This window comes from Pantoea sp. MBLJ3, from assembly GCF_000816655.1.
Classification (GTDB): domain Bacteria; phylum Pseudomonadota; class Gammaproteobacteria; order Enterobacterales; family Enterobacteriaceae; genus Pantoea; species Pantoea eucalypti.
The window spans coordinates 845025-871902 of sequence record NZ_JSUT01000005.1 but is presented as its reverse complement, the minus strand read 5'-3'; the positions used below and the strand labels follow the sequence as shown (position 1 = coordinate 871902).

23 protein-coding genes and 5 pseudogenes are annotated in these 26878 nt (G+C 52.3%); 17 read left to right on the top strand and 11 right to left on the bottom strand.

The window, feature by feature from the left end:
- Positions 1 to 69 precede the first annotated feature (69 nt).
- On the top strand, positions 70 to 1497 hold the full coding sequence (rsmF, locus tag NP77_RS10440) for a 16S rRNA (cytosine(1407)-C(5))-methyltransferase RsmF (protein WP_197066365.1): 1428 nt from the start codon (positions 70 to 72) through the stop codon (positions 1495 to 1497).
- 1 nt (position 1498) lies between these two features.
- Here rsmF and NP77_RS10435 read toward each other — a convergent pair whose 3' ends face one another.
- From NP77_RS10435 to NP77_RS10420, 4 genes are all read right to left on the bottom strand, one after another.
- Positions 1499 to 2146, bottom strand: coding sequence for a metallophosphoesterase (locus NP77_RS10435; RefSeq protein WP_003852671.1), 648 nt, complete (start codon positions 2144 to 2146; stop codon positions 1499 to 1501).
- A gap of 277 nt (positions 2147 to 2423) precedes the next feature.
- Positions 2424 to 2636 carry a DUF1272 domain-containing protein gene (locus NP77_RS10430; protein WP_003852670.1) on the bottom strand — a complete coding sequence of 71 codons (213 nt, stop codon included), beginning with the start codon at positions 2634 to 2636 and terminating at the stop codon, positions 2424 to 2426.
- Between the two features lie 145 nt (positions 2637 to 2781).
- Positions 2782 to 4131 (bottom strand): MFS transporter, encoded by a 1350-nt coding sequence (locus NP77_RS10425; protein WP_039660071.1) that lies wholly within the window; start codon positions 4129 to 4131, stop codon positions 2782 to 2784.
- A gap of 141 nt (positions 4132 to 4272) precedes the next feature.
- Complete coding sequence (locus NP77_RS10420; protein WP_008925332.1) at positions 4273 to 6303, bottom strand: choline transporter; 2031 nt, start codon at positions 6301 to 6303, stop codon at positions 4273 to 4275.
- Between the two features lie 254 nt (positions 6304 to 6557).
- On the opposite strand from NP77_RS10420, the gene betI reads away from it, so the two are divergent.
- The 7 genes from betI to NP77_RS10385 all read left to right on the top strand — a co-directional run bounded on the left by betI (position 6558) and on the right by NP77_RS10385 (position 13203).
- Positions 6558 to 7151 (top strand): transcriptional regulator BetI, encoded by a 594-nt coding sequence (gene betI, locus NP77_RS10415; protein WP_008925333.1) that lies wholly within the window; start codon positions 6558 to 6560, stop codon positions 7149 to 7151.
- 14 nt (positions 7152 to 7165) lie between these two features.
- Positions 7166 to 8638, top strand: a complete 1473-nt coding sequence (gene betB / locus NP77_RS10410; protein ID WP_003852666.1) for a betaine-aldehyde dehydrogenase — start codon at positions 7166 to 7168, stop codon at positions 8636 to 8638.
- A gap of 23 nt (positions 8639 to 8661) precedes the next feature.
- On the top strand, positions 8662 to 10344 hold the full coding sequence (gene betA, locus NP77_RS10405; RefSeq protein WP_003852665.1) for a choline dehydrogenase: 1683 nt from the start codon (positions 8662 to 8664) through the stop codon (positions 10342 to 10344).
- 434 nt (positions 10345 to 10778) lie between these two features.
- On the top strand, positions 10779 to 11129 hold the full coding sequence (gene mdtJ, locus NP77_RS10400; RefSeq protein WP_039660069.1) for a multidrug/spermidine efflux SMR transporter subunit MdtJ: 351 nt from the start codon (positions 10779 to 10781) through the stop codon (positions 11127 to 11129).
- Positions 11116 to 11445: a multidrug/spermidine efflux SMR transporter subunit MdtI gene (gene mdtI / locus NP77_RS10395; protein WP_039660068.1), complete on the top strand. Its 330-nt coding sequence runs from the start codon at positions 11116 to 11118 to the stop codon at positions 11443 to 11445. The genes mdtJ and mdtI overlap by 14 nt, the downstream gene beginning before the upstream one ends.
- Positions 11446 to 11644: 199 nt before the next feature.
- Positions 11645 to 12787: an acyltransferase gene (locus tag NP77_RS10390; RefSeq protein ID WP_039660067.1), complete on the top strand. Its 1143-nt coding sequence runs from the start codon at positions 11645 to 11647 to the stop codon at positions 12785 to 12787.
- A gap of 230 nt (positions 12788 to 13017) precedes the next feature.
- A complete protein-coding gene (locus NP77_RS10385; RefSeq protein ID WP_008925337.1) occupies positions 13018 to 13203 on the top strand; it encodes a hypothetical protein in 186 nt (61 codons plus the stop codon).
- A gap of 426 nt (positions 13204 to 13629) precedes the next feature.
- Here the strand turns inward: NP77_RS10385 and adhP are convergent, their stop codons facing one another.
- Positions 13630 to 14652: an alcohol dehydrogenase AdhP gene (gene adhP / locus NP77_RS10380; RefSeq protein WP_003852659.1), complete on the bottom strand. Its 1023-nt coding sequence runs from the start codon at positions 14650 to 14652 to the stop codon at positions 13630 to 13632.
- A 1479-nt stretch (positions 14653 to 16131) separates the two neighbouring features.
- Between adhP and NP77_RS23675 the strand changes: the two are divergent.
- Together NP77_RS23675 and NP77_RS23670 are read left to right on the top strand one after the other, a co-directional pair.
- Positions 16132 to 16479 (top strand): annotated as a pseudogene (locus NP77_RS23675) (phage baseplate assembly protein V); the annotation flags it as partial.
- On the top strand, positions 16462 to 16857 hold the full coding sequence (locus NP77_RS23670) for a tail fiber assembly protein (RefSeq protein ID WP_039660479.1): 396 nt from the start codon (positions 16462 to 16464) through the stop codon (positions 16855 to 16857). The pseudogene NP77_RS23675 and the gene NP77_RS23670, both read left to right, overlap by 18 nt.
- A 53-nt stretch (positions 16858 to 16910) precedes the next feature.
- On the opposite strand, the gene NP77_RS10360 is transcribed toward NP77_RS23670, so the two are convergent.
- Entirely contained in the window at positions 16911 to 17351 is a 441-nt protein-coding gene (locus NP77_RS10360) for a hypothetical protein (protein ID WP_039660065.1), read from the bottom strand.
- Between the two features lie 336 nt (positions 17352 to 17687).
- Here NP77_RS10360 and NP77_RS24055 point away from each other — a divergent pair, with 336 nt between their 5' ends.
- From NP77_RS24055 to NP77_RS10335, 5 genes and pseudogenes are all read left to right on the top strand, one after another.
- Positions 17688 to 17861: a TraR/DksA C4-type zinc finger protein gene (locus NP77_RS24055; RefSeq protein WP_071778541.1), complete on the top strand. Its 174-nt coding sequence runs from the start codon at positions 17688 to 17690 to the stop codon at positions 17859 to 17861.
- Positions 17861 to 20089 (top strand): annotated as a pseudogene (locus tag NP77_RS10350) (replication endonuclease). Before NP77_RS24055 ends, NP77_RS10350 begins: the two are co-directional and overlap by 1 nt.
- 109 nt (positions 20090 to 20198) lie before the next feature.
- Complete coding sequence (locus tag NP77_RS23665) at positions 20199 to 20375, top strand: hypothetical protein (protein ID WP_008925343.1); 177 nt, start codon at positions 20199 to 20201, stop codon at positions 20373 to 20375.
- Between the two features lie 405 nt (positions 20376 to 20780).
- Positions 20781 to 21239: an STM2901 family protein gene (locus NP77_RS10340; protein ID WP_039660063.1), complete on the top strand. Its 459-nt coding sequence runs from the start codon at positions 20781 to 20783 to the stop codon at positions 21237 to 21239.
- Positions 21233 to 21532, top strand: coding sequence for a DUF1493 family protein (locus NP77_RS10335; RefSeq protein WP_003854584.1), 300 nt, complete (start codon positions 21233 to 21235; stop codon positions 21530 to 21532). Before NP77_RS10340 ends, NP77_RS10335 begins: the two co-directional genes overlap by 7 nt.
- A gap of 399 nt (positions 21533 to 21931) precedes the next feature.
- Here NP77_RS10335 and NP77_RS23655 read toward each other — a convergent pair.
- The 3 genes and pseudogenes from NP77_RS23655 to NP77_RS10315 form a co-directional block, all read right to left on the bottom strand.
- Positions 21932 to 22948, bottom strand: a pseudogene (locus NP77_RS23655) (DUF1073 domain-containing protein); the annotation flags it as partial.
- A 2-nt stretch (positions 22949 to 22950) separates the two neighbouring features.
- The gene (locus NP77_RS10320) at positions 22951 to 24168 is read right to left on the bottom strand and encodes a PBSX family phage terminase large subunit (protein ID WP_039660061.1); all 1218 of its coding nucleotides are present in this window, start codon (positions 24166 to 24168) and stop codon (positions 22951 to 22953) included.
- A 94-nt stretch (positions 24169 to 24262) separates the two neighbouring features.
- Positions 24263 to 24706: pseudogene (locus NP77_RS10315) on the bottom strand (terminase small subunit); the annotation flags it as partial.
- A gap of 20 nt (positions 24707 to 24726) precedes the next feature.
- Here NP77_RS10315 and NP77_RS10310 point away from each other — a divergent pair.
- Positions 24727 to 24972, top strand: coding sequence for a hypothetical protein (locus tag NP77_RS10310; protein ID WP_128755130.1), 246 nt, complete (start codon positions 24727 to 24729; stop codon positions 24970 to 24972).
- Complete coding sequence (locus tag NP77_RS10305) at positions 24969 to 25874, top strand: LPO_1073/Vpar_1526 family protein (RefSeq protein WP_039660057.1); 906 nt, start codon at positions 24969 to 24971, stop codon at positions 25872 to 25874. The genes NP77_RS10310 and NP77_RS10305 overlap by 4 nt, the downstream gene beginning before the upstream one ends.
- Before the next feature lie 36 nt (positions 25875 to 25910).
- Here NP77_RS10305 and NP77_RS23960 read toward each other — a convergent pair whose 3' ends face one another.
- A complete protein-coding gene (locus NP77_RS23960) occupies positions 25911 to 26381 on the bottom strand; it encodes a lysis protein (RefSeq protein WP_039660055.1) in 471 nt (156 codons plus the stop codon).
- Positions 26365 to 26869: pseudogene (locus NP77_RS10295) on the bottom strand (lysozyme). The gene NP77_RS23960 and the pseudogene NP77_RS10295 overlap by 17 nt, the downstream one beginning before the upstream one ends.
- Between the last annotated feature and the right edge of the window lie 9 nt (positions 26870 to 26878).

Genomic DNA, 26878 nt, shown 5'->3' with positions numbered 1-26878 from the left:
GGGCAGCAAGGCTACCCGTTTCCTTTCCGCATGATACACTGCCGCCTTTGCCTTAACTGGAATGTGCCCGTGTCCGAAGCTTCTTCGTTTTTCCCCGCCGATTTTCTCTCGTTAATGCGTCAGAGCCTGCCCGATGAGGGGAGCTTCGCGCAATTTATTGCGTACAGTCAGCAACCCCTGCGCCGCAGTATTCGCGTCAATACCCTGAAGATAAGCGTGGCCGATTTCCTGAGCCAGACTGCAGGTTATGGCTGGCAGCTGACGCCCGTGCCGTGGTGCGAAGAGGGATTCTGGATCAGCCGGGAAGATGAGAGCCTGCCGCTGGGCAGCGTCGCTGAGCACCTCAGCGGCCTGTTCTACATTCAGGAAGCCAGCTCCATGCTGCCGGTAACCGCCCTGTTTGACACTCAGCCAGAGGTCAGCGCGGTGATGGATATGGCGGCGGCGCCGGGTTCTAAAACCACCCAGATCGCTGCGCGGATGGGCAATCAGGGCGTTATCCTGGCAAACGAATTCTCCTCCAGCCGGGTAAAAGTGCTGCACGCCAACATCAGCCGCTGCGGCGTCAGCAACAGTGCCTTAACGCACTTTGACGCGCGGGTATTTGGCCCAGCATTGCCGGAACAGTTCGACGCCATCCTGCTCGACGCGCCCTGCTCCGGCGAAGGGGTGATTCGCAAAGATGCTGACGCGCTGAAAAACTGGTCGCTGGCCAGCACAGAAGCGATCGCCGATACTCAGCGCGATCTGCTCGACAGCGCCTTTCACGCACTCAAAGCGGGCGGCACGCTGGTTTACTCGACCTGTACCCTGAACCAGATTGAGAATCAGCAGGTGATTGACTGGCTGTTGCAGCGCTACCCGGATGCAGTTGAGGTCGTGCCGCTGGAGGGGCTGTTTAGCGGTGCCGAAAAGGCCGCGACGCCAGAAGGTTATCTGCATGTCTTCCCGCAGATGTTCGACAGCGAAGGTTTCTTCGTGGCCCGTCTGCGTAAAACCGCATCGGTCGAGCCCCTTCCAGTGCCAGGTTATAAAGTCGGTAAGCTGCCCTTCTCTCACCTTAGCCGCAAACTGGAAAGTGAGATCGCGCAGGCCGCCGCGGCCGTCTCTATAAGATGGGATGACTCACTGGAGCTGTGGCAGCGTGATAAAGAGATCTGGCTATTCCCTAAAGCCGTCACCCCGCTGCTTGGCAAAGTGCGGTTTTCACGCATTGGCCTGAAGCTGGCAGAAACGTTTGCCAAAGGCTATCGCTGGCAACATGAAGCGGTGATTGCACTGGCGCAGCCCGATACGACGCAGACCTTTGAGCTAACGGCGGCAGAGGCGGAAGAGTGGTATCGCGGCCGGGATATCTATCCGGAAACCGCACCCGCAAACAACGAGATGATTGTGACGTATCAGCACCAGCCGCTGGGGCTGGCAAAGAAAGTCGGTACCCGCATCAAGAACAGCTACCCACGTGAACTGGTTCGCGACGGACGCCTGTTCCGGTAACTCATTTTAGTCGCAGCAGGGTCAGATGATTGCCAAACACTGCACCGGTATCGATATAGTGCAGATTGGCAATCGTCAGCGATTGTTTTAGTGGCGTGTGACCAAAGTAAAAGGCGTCCGCGCCACGGATGCCTGCCTGTTCACCTGACTCAATACCCTCCAGCCGCTGACGGCTCCAGACCACCTGTTGCCAGTCGAGTGGCTTATTGAGCGCGTATTCCTGAGCAGGATAATCCGCATGAGCAATGACAATAATGCGCTCGCCGAGTTGCAGATGAAGGATCAGCGGCAGCTCGCGGCAGCGGCGCAGCGCGTGACGTGCCGCGATCAGCGCCGCGCCACGCAGACGAAAAAACCAGTCTCCCCCGTTCATCTGCCAGAGCGCCATCTCCTGGCCCTGCAACGCCGACAGCGCCATTTCCTCATGATTTCCCCGTACGCAGCGAAACCAGGGTTCCTGCAGCAGCGCCAGACAACCCAGACTGTCCGGCCCGCGATCGATAATGTCGCCAACCGAAATCAGTAAGTCCTGCTGCGGATCAAACTTATGCTGCTCCAGCAATAGATCCAGTTCGCGACGGCAACCATGCAGATCGCCAACGACCCAGATCCGCCGCCACTTCGCGCCATTCAGGACGTGGTAACACATCGCTGCCCCCGCCTCTCTGCTGAAAATATCCCCAAAGTATAGTCAGAGCTCAACCTGAACCGGCATGGGGAAAAGGAAAGCTGAGTGCAAAGGAAGCAGGCAGAGAGTGTAAGGCTATTGGGGGAAGAGAAATAATGGTGGTCAAGAAGTGCGTCCCTTCCGGCGCTTATCTCCGGCACTCAGTTAAGGTGGTAGCTCTGTAAGGGACGTAATTTATGATAACGACATCAGAGACGACAGGCTATTCTGTCCGAAACATTTTCGTTGTCATTTGAGATCAACTGCGCAGTTTAGCCGGGTATTTTTGCAACTTCTCTGCCGGACGCACCGGACGGCGCACCAGTTCGCCGCTGCAGTTGGGACAAATATGCGCGAGATGCTCATCGCAGTCAGCGCAGAATGTGCATTCAAACGAGCAGATGCGAGCCGCCAGAGAGGATGGCGGAAGATCAACATCGCAGCGTTCACAGTTGGGGCGAAGTTCCAGCATAGAGTGACTCCTGAAGAAGTGTATCCGTCAGCATCGCGTTTACTGGCCCGGATGTCGAGCCAGTAAACGGACAGGTGTGCGCCAGATCCGGACATCCTGCTTAAACCGTACAGACAGCGGCGAGCGTCGCAATGCCATGCGGGCGCTATTTATGTTGCTGATTCTCAGGGATATCATCCGTCAAATTTTCTTCGACCCTCGTGTCTTCGTCACTTTCGCGTTCATCTTCCGGCTCCTGACCGCCCATTGACGCATGAATCACCTCCTCTTCCAGCGTTGGGATCAGCGCAGCACCCAGTGGCGAGGTCGCCAGACTGTCAGGCATCACCACGTGCGGCAGCGGCACTTCGGTCGTCGGAAGCGGACCTGGCGCTCGGACAAAGCTCAGTCCGCCGATCACCAGCGCACAGAGCATAAAGAAGAGATAGAGCATATTACTGCCGAGCGGCTCCATCAGCGCGCCCACCACCAGCGGTCCAATACTGGCGCCAATACCAAACGCCATCAGCAGACAGGCGGTTAACGAGACACGGCGCTCGGCGGCAACCTGATCGTTGGCCAGCGCCACCTGCAACGGATAGAGCGCAAACTGCATCATACTGGCGGCAAAGGCAATGCCGATCATCCAATGGAAAGTCAGATGCGGCAGCACCACCAGTGGCACGCAGGCTACGGCAAACAGCATGGCGATGATGAATAACAGCCGCTGGCGATCGTAGCGGTCAGAAAGCCAGCTTAGCGGAAACTGCGACACCAGCCCGGCAAAAATCGTGAGACTCATAAAATAGCCAGTCTGGCTGGTAGTGAAGCCTTTACTGCTGCCATAAACCGGAGCCAGACCGTAGAACGCGCCAATGGCCATACCGGTCACCAGTGTGGTGCCGAGAAGTTTGGGGATCGCACGTATAAAGTAGCCCAGTTCCATTGGCGCAGGTGTCATCGGCCTGACGTGAGTGCGGGTCGTCAGGGCAATTGGTACCAGACAGAGTGCGAAACAGAGTGCCACAATCAGCAGGGTGCTGACGCCAAAGCCCGTTTGCAGGCTCAGTATCACCTGTCCGCCACTGAGTCCAAGATAGGTGGCGACCATGTATAAGCCGAAAATCATGCCGCGCTGGGATGATTCCGCCTGATCGTTAAGCCAGCTCTCCAGCACCATGTACTGACACATCATGCAGAGCCCGATAATCAGACGCAGAAAGACCCACAGCGGAATAAAGTCGGTGAGCCCGTGACCAACCACAGACGCGGTAATGATCCCGGCACAGGCCACGTAGGCGCGTATATGGCCGACGCGGGCTATCAGGTTGTGCCCCACTTTGCCGCCGATCACCAGTCCGATGTAGTTGGCCGCAATGATTGAGCCAATCAGCGCGCCGTTGACATGCTCGCTGGCCAGCCGTAATGAGACATAGGTGGTCAGCAAACCGGAACCGAGCAGCATCAGCAACGTGGTCGTGTAAAGCGGCAGAAACGTACTGAATATTTTTCCCATCATGACTCCCTGTCTGTGCTTTTCTGGCATCAGGCCAGAAAGCCCTAAAGATAGTCGATTTCGTCAGGTGAACACGGTTAGTTCAGGACGACGGTAGCGAAAAAAAAGCCCGCCAGCAATTGCTCACTGACGGGCCCTGATTCAGACGCTCGGGAAGCTGATGTTGCTGCCCGGTGCTTCACGGTTGAGATGGATGAAGTTCAGGTGTCGCTCATACTGATCCAGTATGTCGATGATCACCTGCTCTTTGCTGTAATCCATCAAGTCGTTGCCCTGACTGCCCTCCATCAGGAAGGTTTCCAGGCGGTAGTAGGTCGACTTACCGCTCCGGGCGCGATAGGTAAAGCCCGGGATCGAATATTGCTGCGGCCAGACCTGATAGACAAAGTCCTGCTCTTCGCCCAGATGAACGCGCAGATCCAGATAGCCAATCGGGTTAGCCTCATCAGCCTCAACGCTTTCCAGCGTGACGCGGCCATCACGCAACTCCAGCTCCTTCGCCACCTCCTGCATCGCCGGATAAATGGTCTTTTCCATCATCTGCTGGGTGTAGCGCGAGCCAGGATAGTTCATCAGACGCGACAGGCGTTTCTTCCAGGTCAGACGATCGGTGGCATGCGCCAGATAAGGCGCAGTGTCGCGCGTGGCGCTGGCCCGACGGTGGTCTTCAATCTTCAGAGATTTAAACAGCCCGGCCATCACAAAGAAGATAACAAAGCTGAACGGCAGCCCCATGATCACCGTGGTGTTCTGCAAGGCAGTGATACCGTTGGTCATCAGCATGCTCAGGGTCAGTACCCCAATCGCCACAGACCAGAAGATGCGCAGCCAGTTCGGTGCATCGCTATTGATGTCTTTCAGGCGTGAGGTGAAGTTACCCAGTACCAGCGAACCGGAATCCGCCGAGGTCACATAGAACAGCATACCGGTGATGGTGGCGATCGATGCGCTGAGTTTAAACGCCGGATATTGCGCCAGCAGGCTATAGAAGCCGCGTTCTGCATGATTCATCACTTCCTGCGCAAACTCGGTATTGCCATGAATGATCTGATACAGCGCGGCATTACCGAACACAGAGAGCCACAGCAGCGTAAAGGTGAACGGAATAATCAGCGTGCCCAGTACGAATTCACGGATGGTACGACCGCGTGAGATACGTGCCAGGAACAGGCCGACAAATGGCGACCAGGCCACCCACCACGCCCAGAAGAAGAGCGTCCAGCTGTTCATCCATTGGGTCGGGCGATCAAAGGCAAAGGTATTAAGCGTCATGCCCATAAAGCGGTTGATGTAATCGCCGACGTTCAGTACCAGCGCATTCAGCAGGAACTCGGTGTTGCCAAAGAACAACACAAACAGAATCAGCCCCAGAGCCATGATCACGTTGAGCTCAGAGAGAAAACGAATTCCTTTATCGACGCCTGATGTGACAGAGATTGTAGCGATCACGACGGAAAGGACTATCAGCGCAGCCTGTGCGGTCAGGCCTTCCGGAATATCAAACAGCACTTTCAGGCCGTAGTTCAGCTGTACGACCCCTATCCCTAATGTGGTGGCGATACCAAAAATGGTGCCGACCACGGCTGCGATATCCACCGTGTGACCAATCGGGCCATAGATGCGTTTACCAAAAATAGGATAGAGCGCCGAACGGATAGTCAGTGGCAGATTATAACGATAGCTGAAGTAGCCCAGTGCGATGCCCATCAGTGCATACATCGACCAGCCGGTCAGTCCGTAGTGGAACAGCGTCCAGACCATCGCCTGACGGGCCGCTTCAAGGGTCTGCCCTGCGCCCTCCGGTGGCTGCATGTACTGCGTCACCGGTTCAGCGACCGAGAAGAACATCAGGTCGATTCCGATCCCGGCAGCAAACAGCATGGCAGACCAGCTGAGCACGCTGAACTCGGGTTTGGAGTGCTCGGGTCCCAGCTTGATTGAACCAAAGCGTGAGCATGCCATGTAAAGCACAAAGACGATATAAAGGGTGGCAGCCAACATGTAGTACCAGCCAAAGGTGGCGGAAACCCAGTTTACCGTCTTGAGGATCCAGCTCGCGGCCAGTTCACTGTAGAGAATCGTCACGAGTGAAAACGTCAGAATCAATCCGGCAGAGGTATAAAATACAACGGGATTGAGTCTGTCTTTTTCACCGGCAGGTGGATTATTCATCGATTACCTCTGGTTAATGTCCTGAAAATACGCAATGGATAAGTCTTGCCGTCCACGGTTTTCGGCCGTGCGGCCCTGTTTCTTTCTGTCATTTCCTGTTAATCGCTCAGGCAAGCCAGCCTATTTTAGCACTCATTGCCGTTTCGCTTTTGCTACATTTTGAGAACAGCATCCTAACAAAGTTTCTTTTTATATTGAACGTGCAATCAAAAAAAGTTTAAATAGGGGCTCGATTTGAGGGTGGAGCTGGAGCAATGCCAAAGGTAGGGATGCAGCCGATACGACGTCGGCAACTGATTGATGCGACCCTGAGCACGATTAATGAAGTAGGGATTAATGATGCCACTATCGCCCAGATCGCCCGTCGGGCGGGTGTGTCCACCGGCATCATCAGTCACTATTTCAAAGATAAGAACGGTTTGCTGGAAGCAACAATGCGTGATGTCACGCGCCAGCTCCGTGAGGCAGTACTGTCGCGGTTACAACCGCTTCGCGATGCACCGGCAGAAGAGCGCCTGCGTGCCATCGTTGACGGGAATTTTGATGAAACTCAGGTGCATACGGCAGTGATGAAAGCCTGGCTCGACTTCTGGTCGAGCAGCATGCATCAACCCCAGCTCAACCGCCTGGAGCGGGTCAGCAGCAGGCGACTCTACTCTACGCTGGTGGTCGAGTTCCGGCGTGAACTGCCACTGGAAAAGGCACGACTGGCCGCACATGGTCTGGCCGCCCTGATAGATGGTCTCTGGCTCCGCGCCGCGCTGAGTGGAAAGCCTTTCAGCCCGGTCATCGCCCGTACACTGACCACCCAATTCATCCGTCAGCAACTGGCTGGCGAGCACGAATAACGGAAGGAGAAAACATGTCCCGATTTACCGAGCAGAAACTCTACATTGATGGCGCTTATGTTGCCGCAGCGTCTGGCGAAACGTTCCAGACGATTAACCCGGTCAACGGCGAAGTGCTGGCAGAGGTTCATGCCGCCGGCCAGGAAGATGTCAATCGCGCCGTTGCTGCCGCCAGAAAAGGCCAGAAAGTCTGGGCCGCGATGACCGCCATGGAGCGTTCGCGCATCCTGCGTCGCGCTGTTGATATTCTGCGTGAGCGGAATGATGCGCTGGCTGAGCTGGAAATGCTCGACACCGGTAAGCCTTACAGCGAAACCTCAGCGGTCGATATCGTCACCGGTGCAGACGTGCTGGAGTATTACGCAGGGCTCGTTCCGGCGCTGGAAGGTCAGCAGATCCCCCTGCGTGAAACCTCTTTCGTCTATACACGCCGCGAACCGCTGGGCGTAGTCGCCGGTATCGGTGCCTGGAACTACCCGATTCAGATCGCCCTGTGGAAATCAGCCCCAGCGCTGGCTGCGGGTAACGCAATGATTTTCAAACCCAGCGAAGTGACGCCGCTTACTGCCCTGAAGCTGGCTGAAATCTACACCGAAGCAGGTGTGCCGGATGGCGTGTTTAACGTACTGCCGGGCATCGGTTCGGTCACCGGCCAGTTGCTCACTGAGCATCCTGGCATCGACAAAGTCTCCTTCACCGGCGGCGTTGTCAGCGGCAAAAAAGTAATGGCGAATGCAGCGGGTTCAACGCTGAAAGAAGTCACCATGGAACTGGGCGGTAAATCCCCGCTGATTATCTTTGATGATGCCGATCTCGATCTGGCCGCCGACATCGCCATGATGGCGAACTTCTACAGCTCCGGACAGGTCTGCACCAACGGCACCCGCGTCTTTATTCCTGCAAAACTGAAAGCGGCATTCGAAGCCAAAATCAGCGAACGCGTTGCCCGTATTCAGGCCGGCGATCTGCGTGATCCCGCCACCAACTTTGGCCCGCTGGTCAGCTTCAGCCATCGCGATAACGTGATGCGCTACATCGAATCGGGCATTGCTGAAGGCGCACGCCTGCTGTGCGGCGGTAAACGTCTGACCGGTGGTGATTTCGACCAGGGTGCCTGGGTTGCACCTACTGTGTTTACCGACTGCCGTGATGAGATGAAGATCGTCCGTGAAGAGATCTTCGGACCGGTCATGTCGATCCTGAGCTATGAAACCGAAGAAGAAGTGATTCGCCGTGCCAACGACACCGAATTTGGTCTGGCCGCCGGACTGGTGACGCAGGATCTTAATAAAGCGCACCGCGTGATTCATCAGATCGAAGCAGGAATCTGCTGGATTAATACCTGGGGCGAATCAGCCGCAGAGATGCCAGTGGGTGGCTATAAGCACTCCGGCATTGGCCGTGAGAATGGCCTGATGACACTGCAGAGCTACACCCAGGTGAAGTCCGTGCAGGTTGAGCTGACGCGTTTTCAGTCAGTCTTTTAATCACTTAACCTGAGGAACGACGAATGGAATATGATTACATTGTTATTGGCGCCGGATCCGCAGGAAACGTTCTGGCTACCCGCCTGACCGAAGAGAGCAACGTCAGCGTTCTGTTGCTCGAAGCGGGCGGCCCGGATTACCGTTTTGATTTTCGCACTCAGATGCCTGCTGCCCTCGCCTTCCCGCTGCAGGGAAAACGCTATAACTGGGCGTATGAGACTGAGCCAGAGCCGTACATGAACAATCGCCGCATGGAATGTGGTCGCGGAAAAGGCCTGGGCGGTTCATCACTGATTAACGGTATGTGTTACATCCGTGGTAACGCAATGGACCTCGATAACTGGGCCAGTGAACCAGGGCTGGAGAACTGGAGCTATCTGGACTGCCTGCCTTATTACCGTAAAGCGGAAACCCGTGATATCGGCCCGAACGATTTCCACGGTGGAGATGGCCCGGTATGCGTCGCCACGCCTAAAGCCGGCAATAACGTGCTGTTTGAAGCCATGATTGAGGCAGGCGTGCAGGCGGGTTATCCGCGCACTGATGACCTCAACGGCTATCAGCAGGAAGGTTTTGGTCCGATGGATCGTACCGTAACACCAAACGGTCGCCGTTCCAGCACCGCACGTGGCTATCTCGACATGGCCAAAGGCCGTGCAAACCTGAAGATCATTACTCATGCCACCACCGATCGCATTGTGTTCGATGGCAAACGCGCAGTCGGCGTGGAATATCTGCAGGGCGACAGCAACACCATTAATAAAGTGACCGCTCGCCGTGAAGTGCTGCTATGTGCCGGTGCTATTGCCTCGCCGCAGATCCTGCAGCGTTCTGGCGTGGGCTCACCGGAGCTGCTGAAGCAGTTCGATATTCCACTGGTTCACGATCTGCCGGGCGTGGGTGAAAACCTGCAGGACCATCTGGAGATGTATCTTCAGTATGAGTGTAAAGAGCCGGTTTCAATCTATCCGGCCCTTAAGTGGTGGAACCAGCCGAAAATCGGTGCAGAGTGGATGTTTAATGGCACCGGTATCGGCGCCAGTAACCAGTTTGAAGCGGGTGGTTTTATCCGTAGCCGCGAAGAGTTCAGCTGGCCGAACATTCAGTATCACTTCCTGCCGGTAGCGATTAATTACAACGGTTCTAACGCCGTTGATGCGCATGGCTTCCAGTGTCACGTCGGCTCGATGCGTTCGCCAAGCCGCGGTCATGTGCGCCTGAAGTCACGCGATCCGCGTCGTCATCCGGCCATTCTGTTTAACTACATGTCGCATGAGCAGGACTGGCATGAGTTCCGCGATGCTATCCGCATCACGCGCCAGATCATCAATCAGCCAGCGCTGGATAAGTATCGTGGACGTGAAATCAGTCCGGGCTTGGATTGCCAGACGGATGAACAGCTGGACGAATTCGTCCGTAATCACGGCGAAACCGCTTATCACCCGTGCGGTACCTGTAAGATGGGTAACGATCCAATGTCTGTCGTTGATGGCGAAGGTCGCGTGCATGGGCTGGAAGGATTACGCGTGGTGGATGCGTCGATTATGCCGTTGATCATCACCGGTAACCTGAATGCGACCACCATCATGATTGGCGAGAAGATTGCCGATAAGATCCGTGGACGCGACCCACTGCCACGCAGCACCGCTTCATACTATGTTGCTGGTGACGCCCCGGTTCGTACAGTCCCCCAGCGTGCTGAATAGTTAGTTACAGTGTCACTTATAAGGTGCCGGGCAGACTGTTGTCCGGCACTTTTTTTGCCCGATTTATCGCACTTATTATTACACGCCATCATTTTCTAAACTCGCCCCGGTAAACCCCTGAACCTTAACCGCAATCAAACCAGGCAGTATCTGCTGTTGATTTGATGATTTGCAGAATGCTGTAAACCCAGCATCTGTTTTACCGGAGGCACTATCCGTCGACTGATGAGAAGCAACAATGTGGATACGTTGTAAATTTTATGAGCAGAATGTTCATGTCCTGCCTCTTCCCCGCTCTCCCCTCTTGCTGGAGTGCCGCCGATCAGCTCTGGCGTAACGCCCTGTAGTTTCCTCACCACATCGATACTGTTTTGAGTCTGCCTGCACACTGTGCGTTATGGCAGGTCGTCATTTTTCGTTGCTGGAGAGTTCCCATGCGCGCCTGGGTTTTATTGTCACTCGCGATTTTCACTGAAATTATTGGCACCCTTTTTATGAAATGGTCCAGCCTCAATGGCAGCCACTCAGGCTACCTGATGATGCTGGGCATGATTGCCTGTTCTTATATCCTGCTGAGCTTCGCCATAAAACGTATTGCTCTGGGCGTGGCTTACGCCCTGTGGGAAGGCGCTGGCATCCTGCTGATTACATTATTCAGCGTACAGCTGTTTGATGAAGTGTTGTCTGCGATGAAAGTCTGCGGACTGATGACGCTGGTCGCTGGAATTGTGTTGATCAAAACCGGCACGCACTCATCAGCGGAGGTTAATTATGGTCATCGCTGATTTCGTCCACGCAGCCTGGCTGGCGCTGGCTATCGTGCTGGAGATTGCCGCCAATATATTCCTTAAATATTCTGACGGGTTTAAGAGACCGCTGCACGGTCTGCTTTCACTCTGCTGTGTCCTGCTTGCGTTCAGCGCACTGGCTCAGGCGGTAAAAGGTATCGATCTGTCGATTGCCTATGCGGTCTGGGGTGGTTTTGGAATTATCGCGACTGTCACGACCGGCTGGGTATTGTTCGATCAACGGCTGAATCGTAAAGGCTGGGCTGGCCTGACCCTGCTGCTGGCCGGCATGATCCTGTTAAAGCTGGCATAACAGGCATTTTGATTCAGTTATTTTTGTTATGGGTGTGCCTTCGTACACCCTTAACTTTCCGTGCTCTCTTCTCCAGTTTCAGTTGATTTCCCCTTCCCGACCGCGTCGGAATCTTCTCACTTTTGTAAAGACCCGTTTACATATCTGTTGTCTTAAGGCTTAGTGAGCGCCAAAAGTCGGATAAAAACGAGGAAGAGTTATGTCTGCAACACGAGGTTGGTCCACGGAGCTGGAGGGGTTACGCGGCATCGCCTCTCTCTGGGTACTGGTTGGCCATATCAGCTTACTGATACATTGCCACATCACACTGATTTCATCGCCTGGCATCGGGGTCGATCTGTTTATTCTGTTATCGGGTTATCTGATGGCGAAAAACTATGTTGAACGTCAGCAGAAAGAGCCGTGGCAGAGCATGGAGACCATTAAAAAGTTCTGGATCCGTCGCTTCTTCCGTATCGCCCCGCTCTACTATCTGCTTTTAATCATCGCGCTGATTTATGGCCCGTGGTTTGGCGAGATGCGTGACACTATCGCCCATTTTTATTCCGGCACCGCCACTGAATCGTCGCGTTACACCGATCAGTCGCTGGCAAACATCCTCACTCACTTCAGCTTCCTGTTCGGCCTGCTGCCCGAATATGGTTTCAATACCGTGCTGCCTGACTGGAGCATCGGGCTGGAGATGCAGTTCTATGTGCTGTTTCCGTTCATTATGCTGGTGACGCTGCGCTTTGGTTATGCGGCCTCACTGATAGGCATTATGGCGCTCTGCTGCGCCGGACGGTATGTGCTGGCAGATTATTATGAGGCGTTTGAAATGCCTTCCATGATTCTGATAAAGCTAAATATGTTCCTGGCGGGCATGCTGCTGGCCGAAGCAATTCGCCGTAAATCCCTGCTCTATGTCGCCTTCGCGCTGCTCGGCCCGGTCGTCAGCGTGGCAATGGGAATGGGCGCGATCAAGCTGCAGGTGATAATGGAAGCGCTGATGATTGTCGGGATGGCAGCAATTCTGTGGCAATACCCTCAGGGCAGCCTGATGGCAACGCTGATTGCTCTGCCACGTAAGCTGCTGAACAACCGTCTCAGCACCTGGCTGGGTGACGTCTCGTTCTCGGTCTACCTGCTGCACCTGCTGATTGTGATCCCGATGATTGCGCTGCTGCTCACGCACACCGACATTGAGTTTAAGAGCGACATGTTGCGCTTCCTGATCGTCTGTGTCTCAACCATCCCGCTAACCTATGCCCTGGCCTCTTTACTCTATAAGTATGTTGAGAAGCCCGGCATTCAGATGGGTAAACGCGTGCTGAAGCCGAAGCTGGCCGATCAGACCAGTTGAGTTTTTAACACCGGCCGTTCTTTTTTTAAAAGCCCCGGATGGGGCTTTTTTATTGCCGCTTACACAATCTATCTGCTCTGAACAGGTGTTTATCACATGCCGTCGCCAGCACGCCTGCTGAGGTGAACTAGACTTTGCTGGTCGAACTCCACACCACCCGCTAAATGTCTGGCAGAAAAACATACCATTGCCAAAACGCGGTATCAGGATTTAAAACGAGGATAAGCATTATGGAAAAGAAGAAGTGGTTTGTTTCTTACGTGATCAAACCAGAAGGTGAAAATCATGTCACGACTCACGCCTTTATTGAGGGTGACGATGTCGAGGAGGCGCTGGAAACCTTTATGTTCGAAACCAAAAAAAGTCTGTCGCTGGAAACCGAAGAGCTGATACTGCTGTCAGTGAGTCTGGTATAACGTCAATTCAACCTCGCCATCGCGGGGTTGTTTGCCCTGTGAGAGGGTCATTTTATTAATGCTTTCCCTGGTGTGGTACTCAGTTACTGATTGGGATAAGGCCAGGCATGATCCACGCCTGTTGATGACAGTAACCCTGTCAAAATCAGATATGCCAGTATCAGAACAAAGAGCACAATCGCTGTTATTTCAATGGATTTAAGTAAGTGATGCTTCGCCATAAATAACCCTCCTTCACGTGTGTGTAATAACCTTTCACCCCATAAACTATAATGTTACCGGTAAAGTTCAAGTCAAAATCACATCATGAAACATAAAGACTGGCTTATTAATGGTTAGAAGGATTGTGCTCTGAAGGGCTCAGAGAGATCTTAACGATATTAAAAAGCCCGCAGGATGCGGGCCTTTGCAGGAGTCAGATGAACTTTAATCAGCAGAGTGACCGGTGAAGTCGATTACCATCCTGCCACGGATTTTGCCCTGCACCATCTCATCAAAGATGTCATTGACCTCACCAATCTTCCTTTTGGTCACTTTAGGCACGACTTTCCCTTCTGCCGCAAACTGGAAGGCTTCTGCCAAATCGTTTCGCGTTCCGACCAGTGATCCCACCACCTGAATGCCATCAAGTACCAGACGGGGAATATTAAGACTCATCGCTTCCGGCGGCAGTCCGACAGCCACGACGCGCCCTCCTGCTCTCACCGCATCCACCGCCGAGTTAAAGGCCGCTTTAGCCACCGCCGTCACCACAGCAGCATGTGCTCCGCCGGTTTTCTCCTGAATAATGCGCGCTGCATCTTCGCTGGCCGAATTGACAACCAGATCGGCTCCCATCTCCTTCGCCAGTGCCAGCTGACCATCACTGACATCAACCGCGATCACTTTGGCGTTGAAGACATTTTTTGCATATTGCAGCGCGAGATTTCCCAGCCCGCCAAGACCATAAATGGCCAGCCATTGTCCCGGTTTAACTTCTGACACCTTAACCGCTTTATAGGTGGTGACACCGGCACAGGTGACGCTACTGGCAGCGTAAGGATCAAGTCCATCAGGGACTTTGACCGAGTAATCTGCAACGACAATGCACTCTTCAGCCATGCCGCCATCGGCTGTGAAACCGGCATTGATTACCGATCTGCAGAGGGTTTCGTTACCGGAGTTACAGTATTCGCAGTGACCGCAGCCCTTGAAAAACCAGGCGACGCTGGCCCGATCGCCAGGCTTGAGTGACGTCACATCCGGTGCGACTTCCTCAACGATACCGATCCCTTCATGACCCAGGGTCACACCCGTTTTATCGCCGAAATCACCGTTCTTCACATGCAAATCGGTATGGCATACACCACAGCATTCCATCCTGAGCCGGGCTTCACCGGTTTTGAGAGGACGCAGCGTCTTCTCAACAACTTCAACCTTGTGTTCACTATTAGCAATTGCCGCTTTCATAAACGTTACTCCTTTTGATTGAATCTCAAGAATATGCCATACGGGAATGATGGCAAGATTACAGATTAGCTTTGGGTGCGGGACAGAAAGAGTTGTTGCTGCCTTTGTGAGTGAAGTCAGTTTTGAGGTGCGTTACTAAAGGGATTTTGCGTGTTAAAGCTTTGGAAATCATGAGTGACTTACTGGATGCGTGAAGCACGTTTATCGTGAAGAACCTTTTCAGACGGCGATTACCGGTTAAAAGGGGCGATAGCGCCCCTGTTCATCTAAATGCTTCGTATCAATTACTCAGCGGAGTCGCTCGGTTGCCAGCGGTGAATGCCACTGTCAGTTGCCGGTCCCCTGTGTTCAGTAGAATCATCCGAGGCTGGCGGTGGCCCCAGATGCTGGGCTGCACTATACGTCGCTGGCGGTGGCCCCAGATGCTGAGAAGCGTTATTTTCTGATGCGGCTGGTCCGGCATGGTGGCTCCAGCCATTATCATTTTGCTGGTCCTGATAAGACGCATGGTGATGATGCCATTCAGATGATGGGCCGCGATGGTATCCTCCCTCTGCCATCACACAACCAGACATGGATGCACTCGCTAACGCTACGAGCGCACAAGGAATAACTTTTTTTAAGAACATAATAAACCCTGGTTAAAAATCACCGGGGCAGGTTACGACGTGGTTTTTATACGTTAAATAAACGTGGAGGACCGTTCGGGGAAGATGTTTAGATATATTGATTGAGATCAATTTTGAGGAGAAGCGTCCGGAAAGCCTCTGTTCTGCTGGCAGTAAAATGGGGGGTATCATGAGTATTAAGGGGACCCAAAGTAAGAATAACAGAGCAGTTATTAAGATGATTTATATGTCAGAAAATAAGACAGAGCGCGAGCCTGACTCAATGATATCTCAGACAGGACTTAACCAGAGAAACCAGATTATATAATCGCTAAATGGCAGCCAACCTCACTAAGGAGATCATTTTTTTCGTCACACTTCACACTTTAACGCTATCGATTAAATCAGGATCACGAAGATCTCTTAACAAACCTAATACCATCGATTGTATTTAATATACACATAAGAAACAACCATCACCCATATTATGCTAATAATCGCCGCATATTCAGGAATAAATAGAATGAAAATATAAACTCCTGCAATAATTAAAGCAGCAGGGATTAAATAGATAAATGATTGCATGAGCCATAAAAATACACGCTTCACTTATTCAACCTCTCATTTATAGCATCTGATTTTTATTCGTTGTAAACACTGCATCTACGTGAAATAGTGTCATGATCATTTTAATATCCAATAAGCATATAGAATGTCAGAAGAAACATCCAATCAGACAGGACGAGATGTTATAACGCGCATGGCGTAGCCATTTTCCTGCCGCAACGGGCTGGCTATGCGTAACTGATGTTAGCTTTAGCTTGTGGGGAAAATAAAATCTAAATCATGAATGAACAACCCGAAGACATTCAGCGCCCGCGCGGGTAAAACCCGCTCCTGGAATACGCCGTCAGTGGGTAAGCAGGTGCTTGAACTGTGCCTCGGTGGTGAACTTGATACCGGCTTTGTGATGCCGGGAATTTTCTCTTATGACAATCCGGCTCCGTCTGCCTGGGCCGATGCGCTGGTCATTTCCTGACGATGCGGTGATCGAATACGAGCCGGAAACCGGCGCACTGACCGCAACCGGCATACAGACGGCAACCATCAAAGCGACGGTAAAATCCTGTTCGACTCGCCAGAAGTGGAATGCGCAACGCTGCTCAAAACTGCGCAGCTGGAAGTCAAAAAGGGCGGCACGATGAAAGCTAACATTAGCGTGCCGGACCATCGCGGTGAAACGGCTTACCCGATTTCAGGCGGCGCGCCGGTGAAAATCACGGTACTGGGCGACAATCCGGCGGACACCATAACGCATTCTCCGGCAACCGCGTTTGATAAGTGGGACGGTGAAAAGTGGCTAACCGACAGCGATGCGCAGCAGCAGCTACTGCTTGACGCAGCGGCCAGCGAAAAGTCAGCGGGCGTGAGTGAGGTCAACGGAATTACTCAGGCATGGCAGACGCAGCTGCTGCCCGGCATCATTACTGATGCGGATAAAGCCACGCTGACCACCTGGATGAAGTACGTGCAGGCGGTACAGGCTGCAGATATCACAAATGCGCCAGCTATCAGCTGGCCGAAAACGCCTGAATAGAAAATTCGTTTTACGCCCGTAGCTTTCTATTAAAATTTTCAATGGCAGAATGTTTAATTCTGCCATTGAATCATTTCATCAAGTCGATTCAGAATGTCGGGGAAATAGCTTTCATCAAGGCCAAAGCTGCCTTTAACCTGGACGCTGTCGGCATGTGGTTCCGGGCGAAGAATGAAATCAACAGTTACGCCATCAATACTTTTTTCATTGGTCAGTATCATGTCCAGTTGATGAATATCGCTCTGATAGTTAAACGACTTGATCTTTTGCTGATTAATAAGCGCCTGATGAAAAGCTGAGAATTCTTTTTTCAGCATTTTCAATTCTCCAACGGTGAACTCCGTTTTAAATGCCACTTTCAGGCCGCTTACCGAAAACTCCACCCTGGACTGTATCCAGTCCCAGTGATGGTTAACAGGATCGGCTTCGTTATCCACTACGCGTTCAAAGGGAGCGATTGCGAATGTAAACTCTTCATTCCTGATATCAAACATTGAAATTTCCTTGTCAGCTAATAAAAATATTTAAAATGAGATATTGTCCAGTCTGATTCCCTGACTATTACTTCAAATTTGTATTTCTGATGAACATATTCCCTTCGCTGCTTATCGTAGCGCAGTTTATAAATATCCGTTTCGTATCGGAACATTCCTTTTCCTTCACGAGGGTCTGGCATTCGCTTACCAAAACGAATAGCTCTTTCCTGAATCTGCAAAGGTACATACCGACTGGGTTCAAGCATATGTTTTGCTGCTGTTTCGGTCATTTTCAAATTGCGCGCATGCAGCCCGATTTTAAGCCGCCCTCGCAAAAGAGATATGGTCCCTTGACTGATTCTGGCTGTAACAGCCGCGCGCGCGCCTGCTATAAGCGCCTCATTTTGTGAAGACTGTGATACCCCAATTCCTGAAACGCGCCGCCGCGCATATCTGAGTGTAATTCGCTGCGTTTCCTGCCAGGAAATTGAGGAACATCGCAATAAACACCGGCAGGGCAATGTCTGATGCATGAGGAATTTGCTTACCCGTGGAATGCTCCACGGGAAGCCATCGCCAGCCCTTATCCCACCTATGAGGAAATGCACAGCCGCACTCAGATGATTGCGGCTTTAGTGCGTGCGCAGGAGCTACTTGAAAAGCAGCCGACTGTGATACAGCTCGACGTTAAACGCCGCGTTAGTGATCTTGAAAAGACACAGGGAACAGCCCGCGCCAATGCGTACTTAACAAAGACATTTGTTGAGCGCACATTGCCACGCGTTGAAACCGTTAATGCTCAATATCGTCTCGGCGTGATGTAGGGGAGCACATTAAGTTTACTCGGCGGTAACGCAACTGAGCGCGACAATGCGGCTATAGCAGGTGGTCAGCTTTTCATTCTAATGCGCCGTTTTAACCGCCTGCCGGATATGGCTCGCGCCGATGTCGATCTGCTGGCCGGGTATGTGGCTAATTTCATTCTCGCTGAGCTGGTACAGGCGCACGCGCAGGCCAGCGATGAGTCAGATTACAAATACACGCACCGCGTTTACATGACCGCCGCCACCATTACCCGTGAGCTGAGCCAGACCCCGCCATTATGGGATAAAGTCACGTCACGGCTGTTTGACCCGGAGGAAGTTATCCCGGCGATCATGCGTATGCAGACGGAAAAGTGGTGGAAAGGCCGACTGCGGCGAGTGGCTGCATCATGGCGTGAACACCTTCAGATCGCCCTGGCTAACGTCAGCAAAAAGCACACCCCCTACGCCAGCAGCATGACCGTTTCAGAGTGGCGCGAGCAGAAGCGCCGCACCCGTGAGTTTCTGAAGGGAATGGAGCTGGAAGACGAAGAAGGCAACCGTATCAGCTTGATCGAGAAATATGACGGCAGTGTGGCCAATCCGGCTATTCGCCGCTGCGAGCTGATGACCCGCATTCGTGGCTTCGAAAATATCTGCAATGAAATGGGCTTTATCGGCGAATTCTACACGCTGACCGCCCCCGCGCGCTATCACGCCACAATCAAAACCGGGCATCGTAACCGTAAATGGAACGGTTCCAGCCCGGCCGACACCCAGCGTTATCTCTGCAGTGTCTGGCAGAAAATTCGCGCCAAGCTGCACCGCGAAGAAATCCGCATCTTCGGGATCCGCGTTGCTGAGCCTCATCATGATGCGACTCCGCACTAGCACATGCTCATGTTTATGCGTCCGGAGCAGGCTGAACGCGTGCGCGAGATTATGCGCGACTACGCCTGGCAGCAAGACGGCAGCGAGCTGACAACCGACAAAGCCCGTAAGGCCCGCTTTCACGCCGAGGCTATCGACCCGGAGAAAGGTAGCGCGACGGGTTACGTTGCTAAATACATTTCCAAGAATATCGACGGCTACGCGCTAGACGGCGAGACGGACGCCGAAAGCGGCAAAGACCTTAAGGAAACTGCCTCGGCCGTTTCTGCCTGGGCGGCACGCTGGCACATCCGGCAATTTCAGTTTGTGGGCGGTGCGCCGGTCACGGTTTACCGCGAACTGCGCCGCATGGCAGACAGCGAAACCGCGCACGGCCTGAGCGTTGAGTTTGCGGCCGCGCATGACGCCGCCGACGCAGGAGACTGGGCCGGATACGTTAACGCGCAGGGTGGCCCATTTGTGCGCCGCGACGAGCTGGCTGTGCGCACCTGGTATCAGGCAAGCGAAGACATGAATGAGTACGGAGAGGAAACTGTGCGTATCAAGGGTGTTTACGCAACTGAAGTTGGCAACGATACGCCAATTTTAACCCGTCTGATGCAATGGAGGATTGTCCCGAAACGTGCCGTTGATTTGGATTTTGAATTTAAGGACGCGCCTGCGTCCTCTCGGAGTTCTGTCAATAACTGTACGGAGCCGACAGGCTCTGAAGCCGCTATCGATTTCACAAAGCCCCCTACTCGCGCCGAGCGAAGAAGGATTCTTAAGCGATTAAGAGAAAAGCCAGCGCAGGAGCAACCTGAGCCGGACAAATATCACTCTGAACGGAGTCATTGCGCAGAACGTGAGGCGTTGAAAAAGAGTTTCTTTGAGATCTCCAGGTTAACACTGTCCGACGGTGAAGCTGTGCGCATGATGAAAGGCCACACAATCAAGATTGGAGAGCTTTCTTACTGGAGCGGAACAAGCGGCTATCTGTTCCATAGACGTCGCATAAATGCCGCCCCATTAAAGCGCTTCAATGCACTAGCGAGAAAAAGAGGCATACAGTTGCCTGATTAATAAAACGGCAGTCGGACTAATCTGAGCCGCACGATTGTTTACGATTTTAGTTCATCATGACACTGTTTATACATACAGTACATTTTGACTAAAAGGAGTTAATCATTTGATGAAAATAGATAATCTAAGTGAAACGGTTGCACGCATTCAGTTCATTGCTGACGTATCGCTGATCGCACATTGCAAAGAAGATGAATTAAAAATGGCACTGTCGATGATTAGCGACATGGCAGGGACAATCGACACAGCTATTTTCGAAGCCGCTATTTACTGCCAGGCAGAATGATTAATTGCCCCTTCCCTACCGTTCACTAGCCACCTTTAAGGTGGCTTTTTGCTTCTGCATCAAAGTGCATATGCTTGCATTAATCCGCATGATCCAAAGTGGATCGCTAAGCGTCTGTAAGACCAGAGCTGGCGCGCTCAGAGGTTGTACATGCAACTGCATTAAAAGCGATGCACAAAGCGGGCAGGCGTGGCGGGGATAGCATTGCGCGCGAGGGGTGTAAACATGTATTCGGAGGTTGCGCCAGCGGCACGGAGGCGCACGCAAGGGTTTGATGAGATTGAACTGGTGAAGAGGATTTGAGCCTCGCAAATCGGGTCTGAGAGCGGCAGATGAAGTATGGCACTGACCGGAATCAATATGATAAAGTTTTGACCAACACGGTTAACCATGTAAGGGAATTATATGGATACAACTGAACAGTTAAACGGGACTTACTTCTATGGCGGGCTTACCAACCTTTCCCCGGCAGAGCTTTATTTCTGGATTATGATTGATGTGACCGCTGAGCATTTTAGCGGTGCAAAGGATATCATAGCCATAGCTGCAATTTACTCGGGACAGAATACGATTGACGTGTCAGGAAAGTTAAAGGGTGCCTGGAAAGGTACCTCTTATGCCTCGGTGTATTCTCGCAAGCTGTTGCGCGATTACCGTCTCCCGTTCAGGTTGCCTACGTGGATACAAAACCCTAAAAAACCATTCCAAATTAAAATGTTGATGACCCATAAATTGGGTACTTTCGTCGGTCGCACAATACCGGTTTTAGGATGGGTAATTATGGCCGCTGATGTGGCGGAGATAGGCTGGAAAACTACGGTAAAATACAACCTTATTGCCCATAAGGACGACAGAATATGGTAAGTGAGGATATAGAGAAGGCAGTATTTGCGCTGGTTGAAGATTATAACGGCAGAAGCTTGTTTACATTAAAACGTTACAAGCTTGAGCTGGACACTGATCTGAACAACGACTTTCGCATGGATCCCATCGACGCTTATGAATTACTTGAGCGGTATGCTGACAGTTTTGGCATTGACCCCGGCACCATCTCTTTTAACGACTATTTCCCGGAAGATTTCACCGCACCGCATGATCCGCTTACTCTCCGTTTGTTGGTTGAGTCTGCACAGGCCGGGCGCTGGTTGGGTAAATAACTAACGCCTGCACAGGCAGGCGTTACATCTTCAGTTTGTTGCCGCTTCCAGCGAATAAGGGCGGAAGGCGATCACCTCTTCGCCCAGCCAGTTATTGATTTCCTTCAGACGTTCCTGCAGCGGTGTCAGTTTGTTACGCACAAACACCTATGCCGCTTTCACCGCATCACCGAATCCGCCGGAGTTGTCCGGGATAATCCCCATCATCTGCGGCGGCACGCGGTGTGCGCTTAGCAGGTCGTCGCGGCTGGCCTTCTTGATGTTAAAGAAATCGTCCTTCGTCGCTACCTCGCTGAGCGGCAGAATCTTGATCCCGTCCGGCTTACCGTTCGGCGCGTACATAAACAGGTTGCGGAAGTTGCCGATCCCTTTCGTGTCGCGCATAGCCTGGCGCATCCGGTCAGCCAGGTCGGTGTCACCGGTAGAGAACCCGGCAGGAGACTGACCAAACAGGCGTACCAGCGGGATACCAAACGCGCCTGAGACCTGCTGACCAAACTGCGCCAGCACGTCACTGAGCCCGGCATACGAATAGGTGTGCGCCTCAAACTTGTCAGCCGCATCCATGATCGTCATGCCTTCGTTGCTCTGGTACTCGCGGATCATGTCCATGTGCGACATGAGCCCCTTGAACATCGGGCTGTCTTTACCCATCGCCAGCAGCTTACGCAAGCCTTCAATGCTGTAGGTGCGCAGGTGAGCCTTGTAGACCAGCTGAGCAACACCGGTTGTTGTGGAGTCGAATGCCAGCAGGCGATCGAAACAACGCTCAATCACCGACATGCCCCAGTCGTTTTCAGTCAGACGTTGCTGATACGGAAGTGGGATGCCATCAAAGCGAATAAGTCTGGAGTGGTGGATGCGCCACGGCGGGATGCCGGTAGCTGACGTCACCACTTTGTAGAACTCTGGCATGCCAAAGTCAGGGCCCAGCTCGCTCACCCGGCGCTCTGTCATGGCATTGAGCATCCAGCGGTCCATCACCATCACGCCTTTAAACGAGTCTTTGGCAATGGCCTCAACACGAAGCGGCGTTGAGTAGTTCTGACCATCAATCAGGATGACGCCTACAGCGCCACCATAGAGCCGCGCCCACTTCAGCGTGTCGTTGATTGCTTCCCACAGCCCCATTTCATCCCATGCGTGGTCGAGTTGCTCCTTGCGTCCATCTTCCAGCTTTGAGGTGATGGTCACGCCCTTGCGGGTCATGTCATCAGGAATAGCATCAACGCCAGCGCCAACCAGCCATGATGTGCGGTAGGCCTGCTCGATCAGCAGCCGGTTGCGGGAGGTCCAGTTGTTGCGATAGGTGCCAGCGCCAGACTGGTTCGACTCGTTGACGCCCATCCGGGCAATGAAGTTTTCATAGCTGTCACGCGTTGGTACAGGCTGCGACATGCTTTCTGTTTCGGACATATTCAGCCTTTCCCAAGTTGCGCCCAGGTGCCGAGGCTGTCTGAGCTGGTAATGTAGCCATCCAGCCCGTAGCGAATGGCATCGATGCAATGGTTAAACTTGTCGACGATGATCGGCAGTATGTCGCCGGTCTTTTTGTCGACCTTGTAGGAGTAGTGGCGAAATTCATCGGCGGTGTGTTTGCAGCGTTCATGAATGATGATTTCTTCAAACCCTTTCAGATGGGTGACACCATCCTCAACACTGCCTTTCCATTTGGCCGCCGCGTCAATCGAGAAGCCCTGACGTGCCAAATAGCTGATGGTTTCCGGTCGGGAGTTATCACCTTTTACCGGCCACTTACGCACCTCAGGGATTGAGTCGTAGAACTGCGGCATCTCATCCAGCTCCACGCCGACGCCATAGGCCTCATATTCGATATAGAGCCGGGTGTCGATCATGAACATGCGGATAAGCGTGCTCGGGTCATTTGCGAAACCGAAGTCAGCACCGAAGAACAGGCGGTCAGCTTGTTGCCACAGGTCGTCAGGGAATGCTTCCACACGGTACCGGTTACGGAAGATTACTGAATCGCTAATCGACTTCGGCTTGCCCAGCCAGATGTGCTCATACGCTTCGTAATCAACTCGCTTGCAGTACTCCATCTCTTTGCGAAGTGTTTCCGGCAGATATGGGTTGTCGTAGTAGTTCACCTCGACCGTGATACTGTCATCCGGTGGAGTAACGATGAAGCGCTGATAGGTCGGGTCTGACTCTTTGCCGGGGTTAAACGTCACCCAAATCTCCGAGCCCTCTTTACGGATGGTGGGTATCAGGATCGCCCATGAATCCGAGGACACAGACTGCGCCTCCTCTACCCAGCAGATGTCTACGCCTTCAGTTGATTTGATGCCAAGCGGGTCGAAGCGCAGGCCATTGAACAGGAACTCGCTGCCGGATGCGCTGGTGATGCTCTCATTGGTGATGCGGAACCATGGATTAAGCCCGAGCATCTCAATCTGGTCTTTCAGCAGCTTGTGTACTGAATCCTTAATCGAGTTCTGCACCTCACGGGTACAGAGTATGCGGAGCTTCTTGCTGGCAGCCATGATGACCAGCGCGCGGGCAGCAGCCCATGATTTAGCACCACCACGCCCACCGTGGAACGTCTTGTAGCGTTTTGGCTGGAAGAGTGGCTTGAACTTAGGCGCAAAGCTAAGTCTCGTCTCCGCTGCTGTCATCTTCCGCTCCGAAGCTAATCACGAATGATGACGTGGCAAGAGGAAGGCCATTAGCGCCGACCAGTTCGTTTTTAACGTTATCTTTGAACGCCTAGACAGTTATGTGCTTGCCAAGCAGTTCGAGATTCTTAACCTTGTCAGGCCACTTAATCTTTTTCAGGATGCCAACCATTTCCCGATCTTCCCCCCTGCCCTCAAACATGTCGGCTAGGTCAAATCCGCTAAGGTATCGACGCCAGGAGGCGGGCCACTGAGATACTGGCTTAATACTCATATCGTCAGTCATGATGTCGAGCACATCCATTTCGTCGATTTCAATGAGCTGCCTCAATACATAAGCAGCATCAACGCTAATCTGCTCATTGCGATCGGCTTTAAGTTCGGCGATTCTGTTTTGGATGTCAGGTTTAGTCAGGTTCTCGCAACCTGATGCACGGGCGGTCTTTTCGCTGTACCCCGCCCGAATGGCCGCTTGCGTGGCGTTCAAATCGATGAGGTACTCGCGACAGAACATTTCTTGTTTGTCGGTGAGTGCCATTGTTGCCTCTGGAGATGTTGGTGAGAAAGTTAATCGTTTTTGTATGTTTTATTTCGACTTTAGGCTTTGGCTATCAAGCCTTTACCAGCCAAACATTAGCTACCGTGCTTGCAGCATTAGCGAGTTTGATTGTTTTTCTAACCGCCTTAGCCAATTTGAAAAGCAACAAAACCAAGGAGAAAGAAGTTAGTCAAACAATCGGCGATAACTCGAGTGGCATACAAGTGGGTGGGAACATGACCATTAATGAAAAGGACAAAAAATGAACTTATTCGAGAAGTCCGGCCAAAGTGTGGGCGATAATTCCTCAGCTATACAAGTTACAGGTGATGCCCACTTTGGCAACACTACAACTGAGGTCATGGCGATTTGCCAGCTCATGGTTAAAAGTGAGATGGCATCTCTTCGTGCAGATGCTTACGCTTTAGTCGACTCACGGGCTCAAGAATTTGGCCAACAAATTGCAGAAAAACTGTCTAAAGATGTTGATGAAAAACTAAGAGCAAAACTCGCTGATCCTGATATTCAGTACACCCTCAACCAAGCAGTTATTCAGGTCGCAAGAAAAGGGTTTGATGCTAAATCAGAACTGCTCAAAGAGCTTATAGTATCCAAATTTAAAAGCACTGAAGAAGAAGAAAATCTGATTTTAGATCATGCCTTAGATACCACGCAGAAGCTAACAACAAGCGAGATAAAACTCCTTTCACTAATTTATTATTTTCGTTTCTGCCATAAAACTATGGGCGAAGTCGACATTACAGAGATTGTTAAACGTGGAACTGACGGCCCTTCAGTTCCAGGACTACCACTTCAAACTTGCTTCGACATCATCGCCCAAGCTTATAAAATTTATGAGCTTGATTACATAAAAATACTGTCAACACTGGATTCATTAAAACCGGTGAACAAGCAAATGCTTGCAATTAAAGGCTGCATAAATTCAGAGCAACATTATGAGAAGAATTACATGGAACTTATAAAAGAAAGAACAGGTATAGTTATAGACAATGAGGAATTTTTTAAGGCAGAATTTGCAACATTATCTTCGATAATGGAAGCTTTTTCGATTAAAAAAATCGAGGAATTTAATGACTATGTTTTAAGCCCCCTCGGAATAGTGATTGCCGAAAACTATCTCGAAGCCCACAATTTCTTCAGCCGTTAATAGCGTTCGCTTAAGAATGACGTGTTGACACTTTTTCTATTTCAGGCACTGTTCAACAATATACTGCTGCAGCCCGGCTATCTGTTTTCCGGCCACTTCGATTCGCTCTCTGAGGGTGAAATAATCCCGTTGAGCGGTGTCAGTAAGTCGGGGGCCGGCAGCAGCATCCAGGCTGGAGGTGCCGGGGGCAGATTGCTTCGTGCAGGTGGCGTTGAGCTGCAACCGGCGCTTGCCAGTAACAACATCATCACGCAACTGATCGATAGTCGCTTTAGCATCGGCTAACTCCTTCGTGTATTTCTCATCGAGTGCAGCCACATCGCGCTGGCGTGTCTGCATGTCCGTGATGGTGTCTTTTGCCATCTTTAGATTGCTTGATGCCGTATCACGCTGCGCCTTGTAGTTAATGGCATTTCCACGATAATAAAGCGCCAAGGCTACAGAGGTGGCTAATAGCAGCAGAACCAGCAGGATGAGCGCGGCGAGCACTTTAGCCTTTGAGGTCATCAGCGCTCTCCGCCAGGCACATGGTGCGCTCCATATCGCGACGGTTCATCAATCCCCGCCACTTCTGGCCGCCAGCGTAGATCCAGCCGCGTAGTTCTTCGCATGCGCCATCAACGTCACCGGCATTCAGGCGCTTAAGCAGCGTCGATTTTGAGAACGCGCTTGTGCCCACGTTATAGGTGAAGCTGTAAAGTGCGGCGCGCTGATATTCGCCCAGTGGAATCTTGACCATTCCGTCGACTGCTTTTTTTGACTGGCTGCAGGTCATTCCACATCAGCCGATCGCATTCGCGGTCGGTGTACTTTTTGCCTTTGATGATGTCGGTGCCGGTGTGACCATCGCAGACAGTCCACACGCCTGCCACATCCTTGTAAGGTTCGTACACCCTGCCCTCTACCCCATCCTTTCCGCCGAGGAATACCGTAGTGATAGCCATAGCTCCGCCACCCGCGACAGCAATAAGCTTATTGCGCAGGCTGTTTGACATAGCCATGGG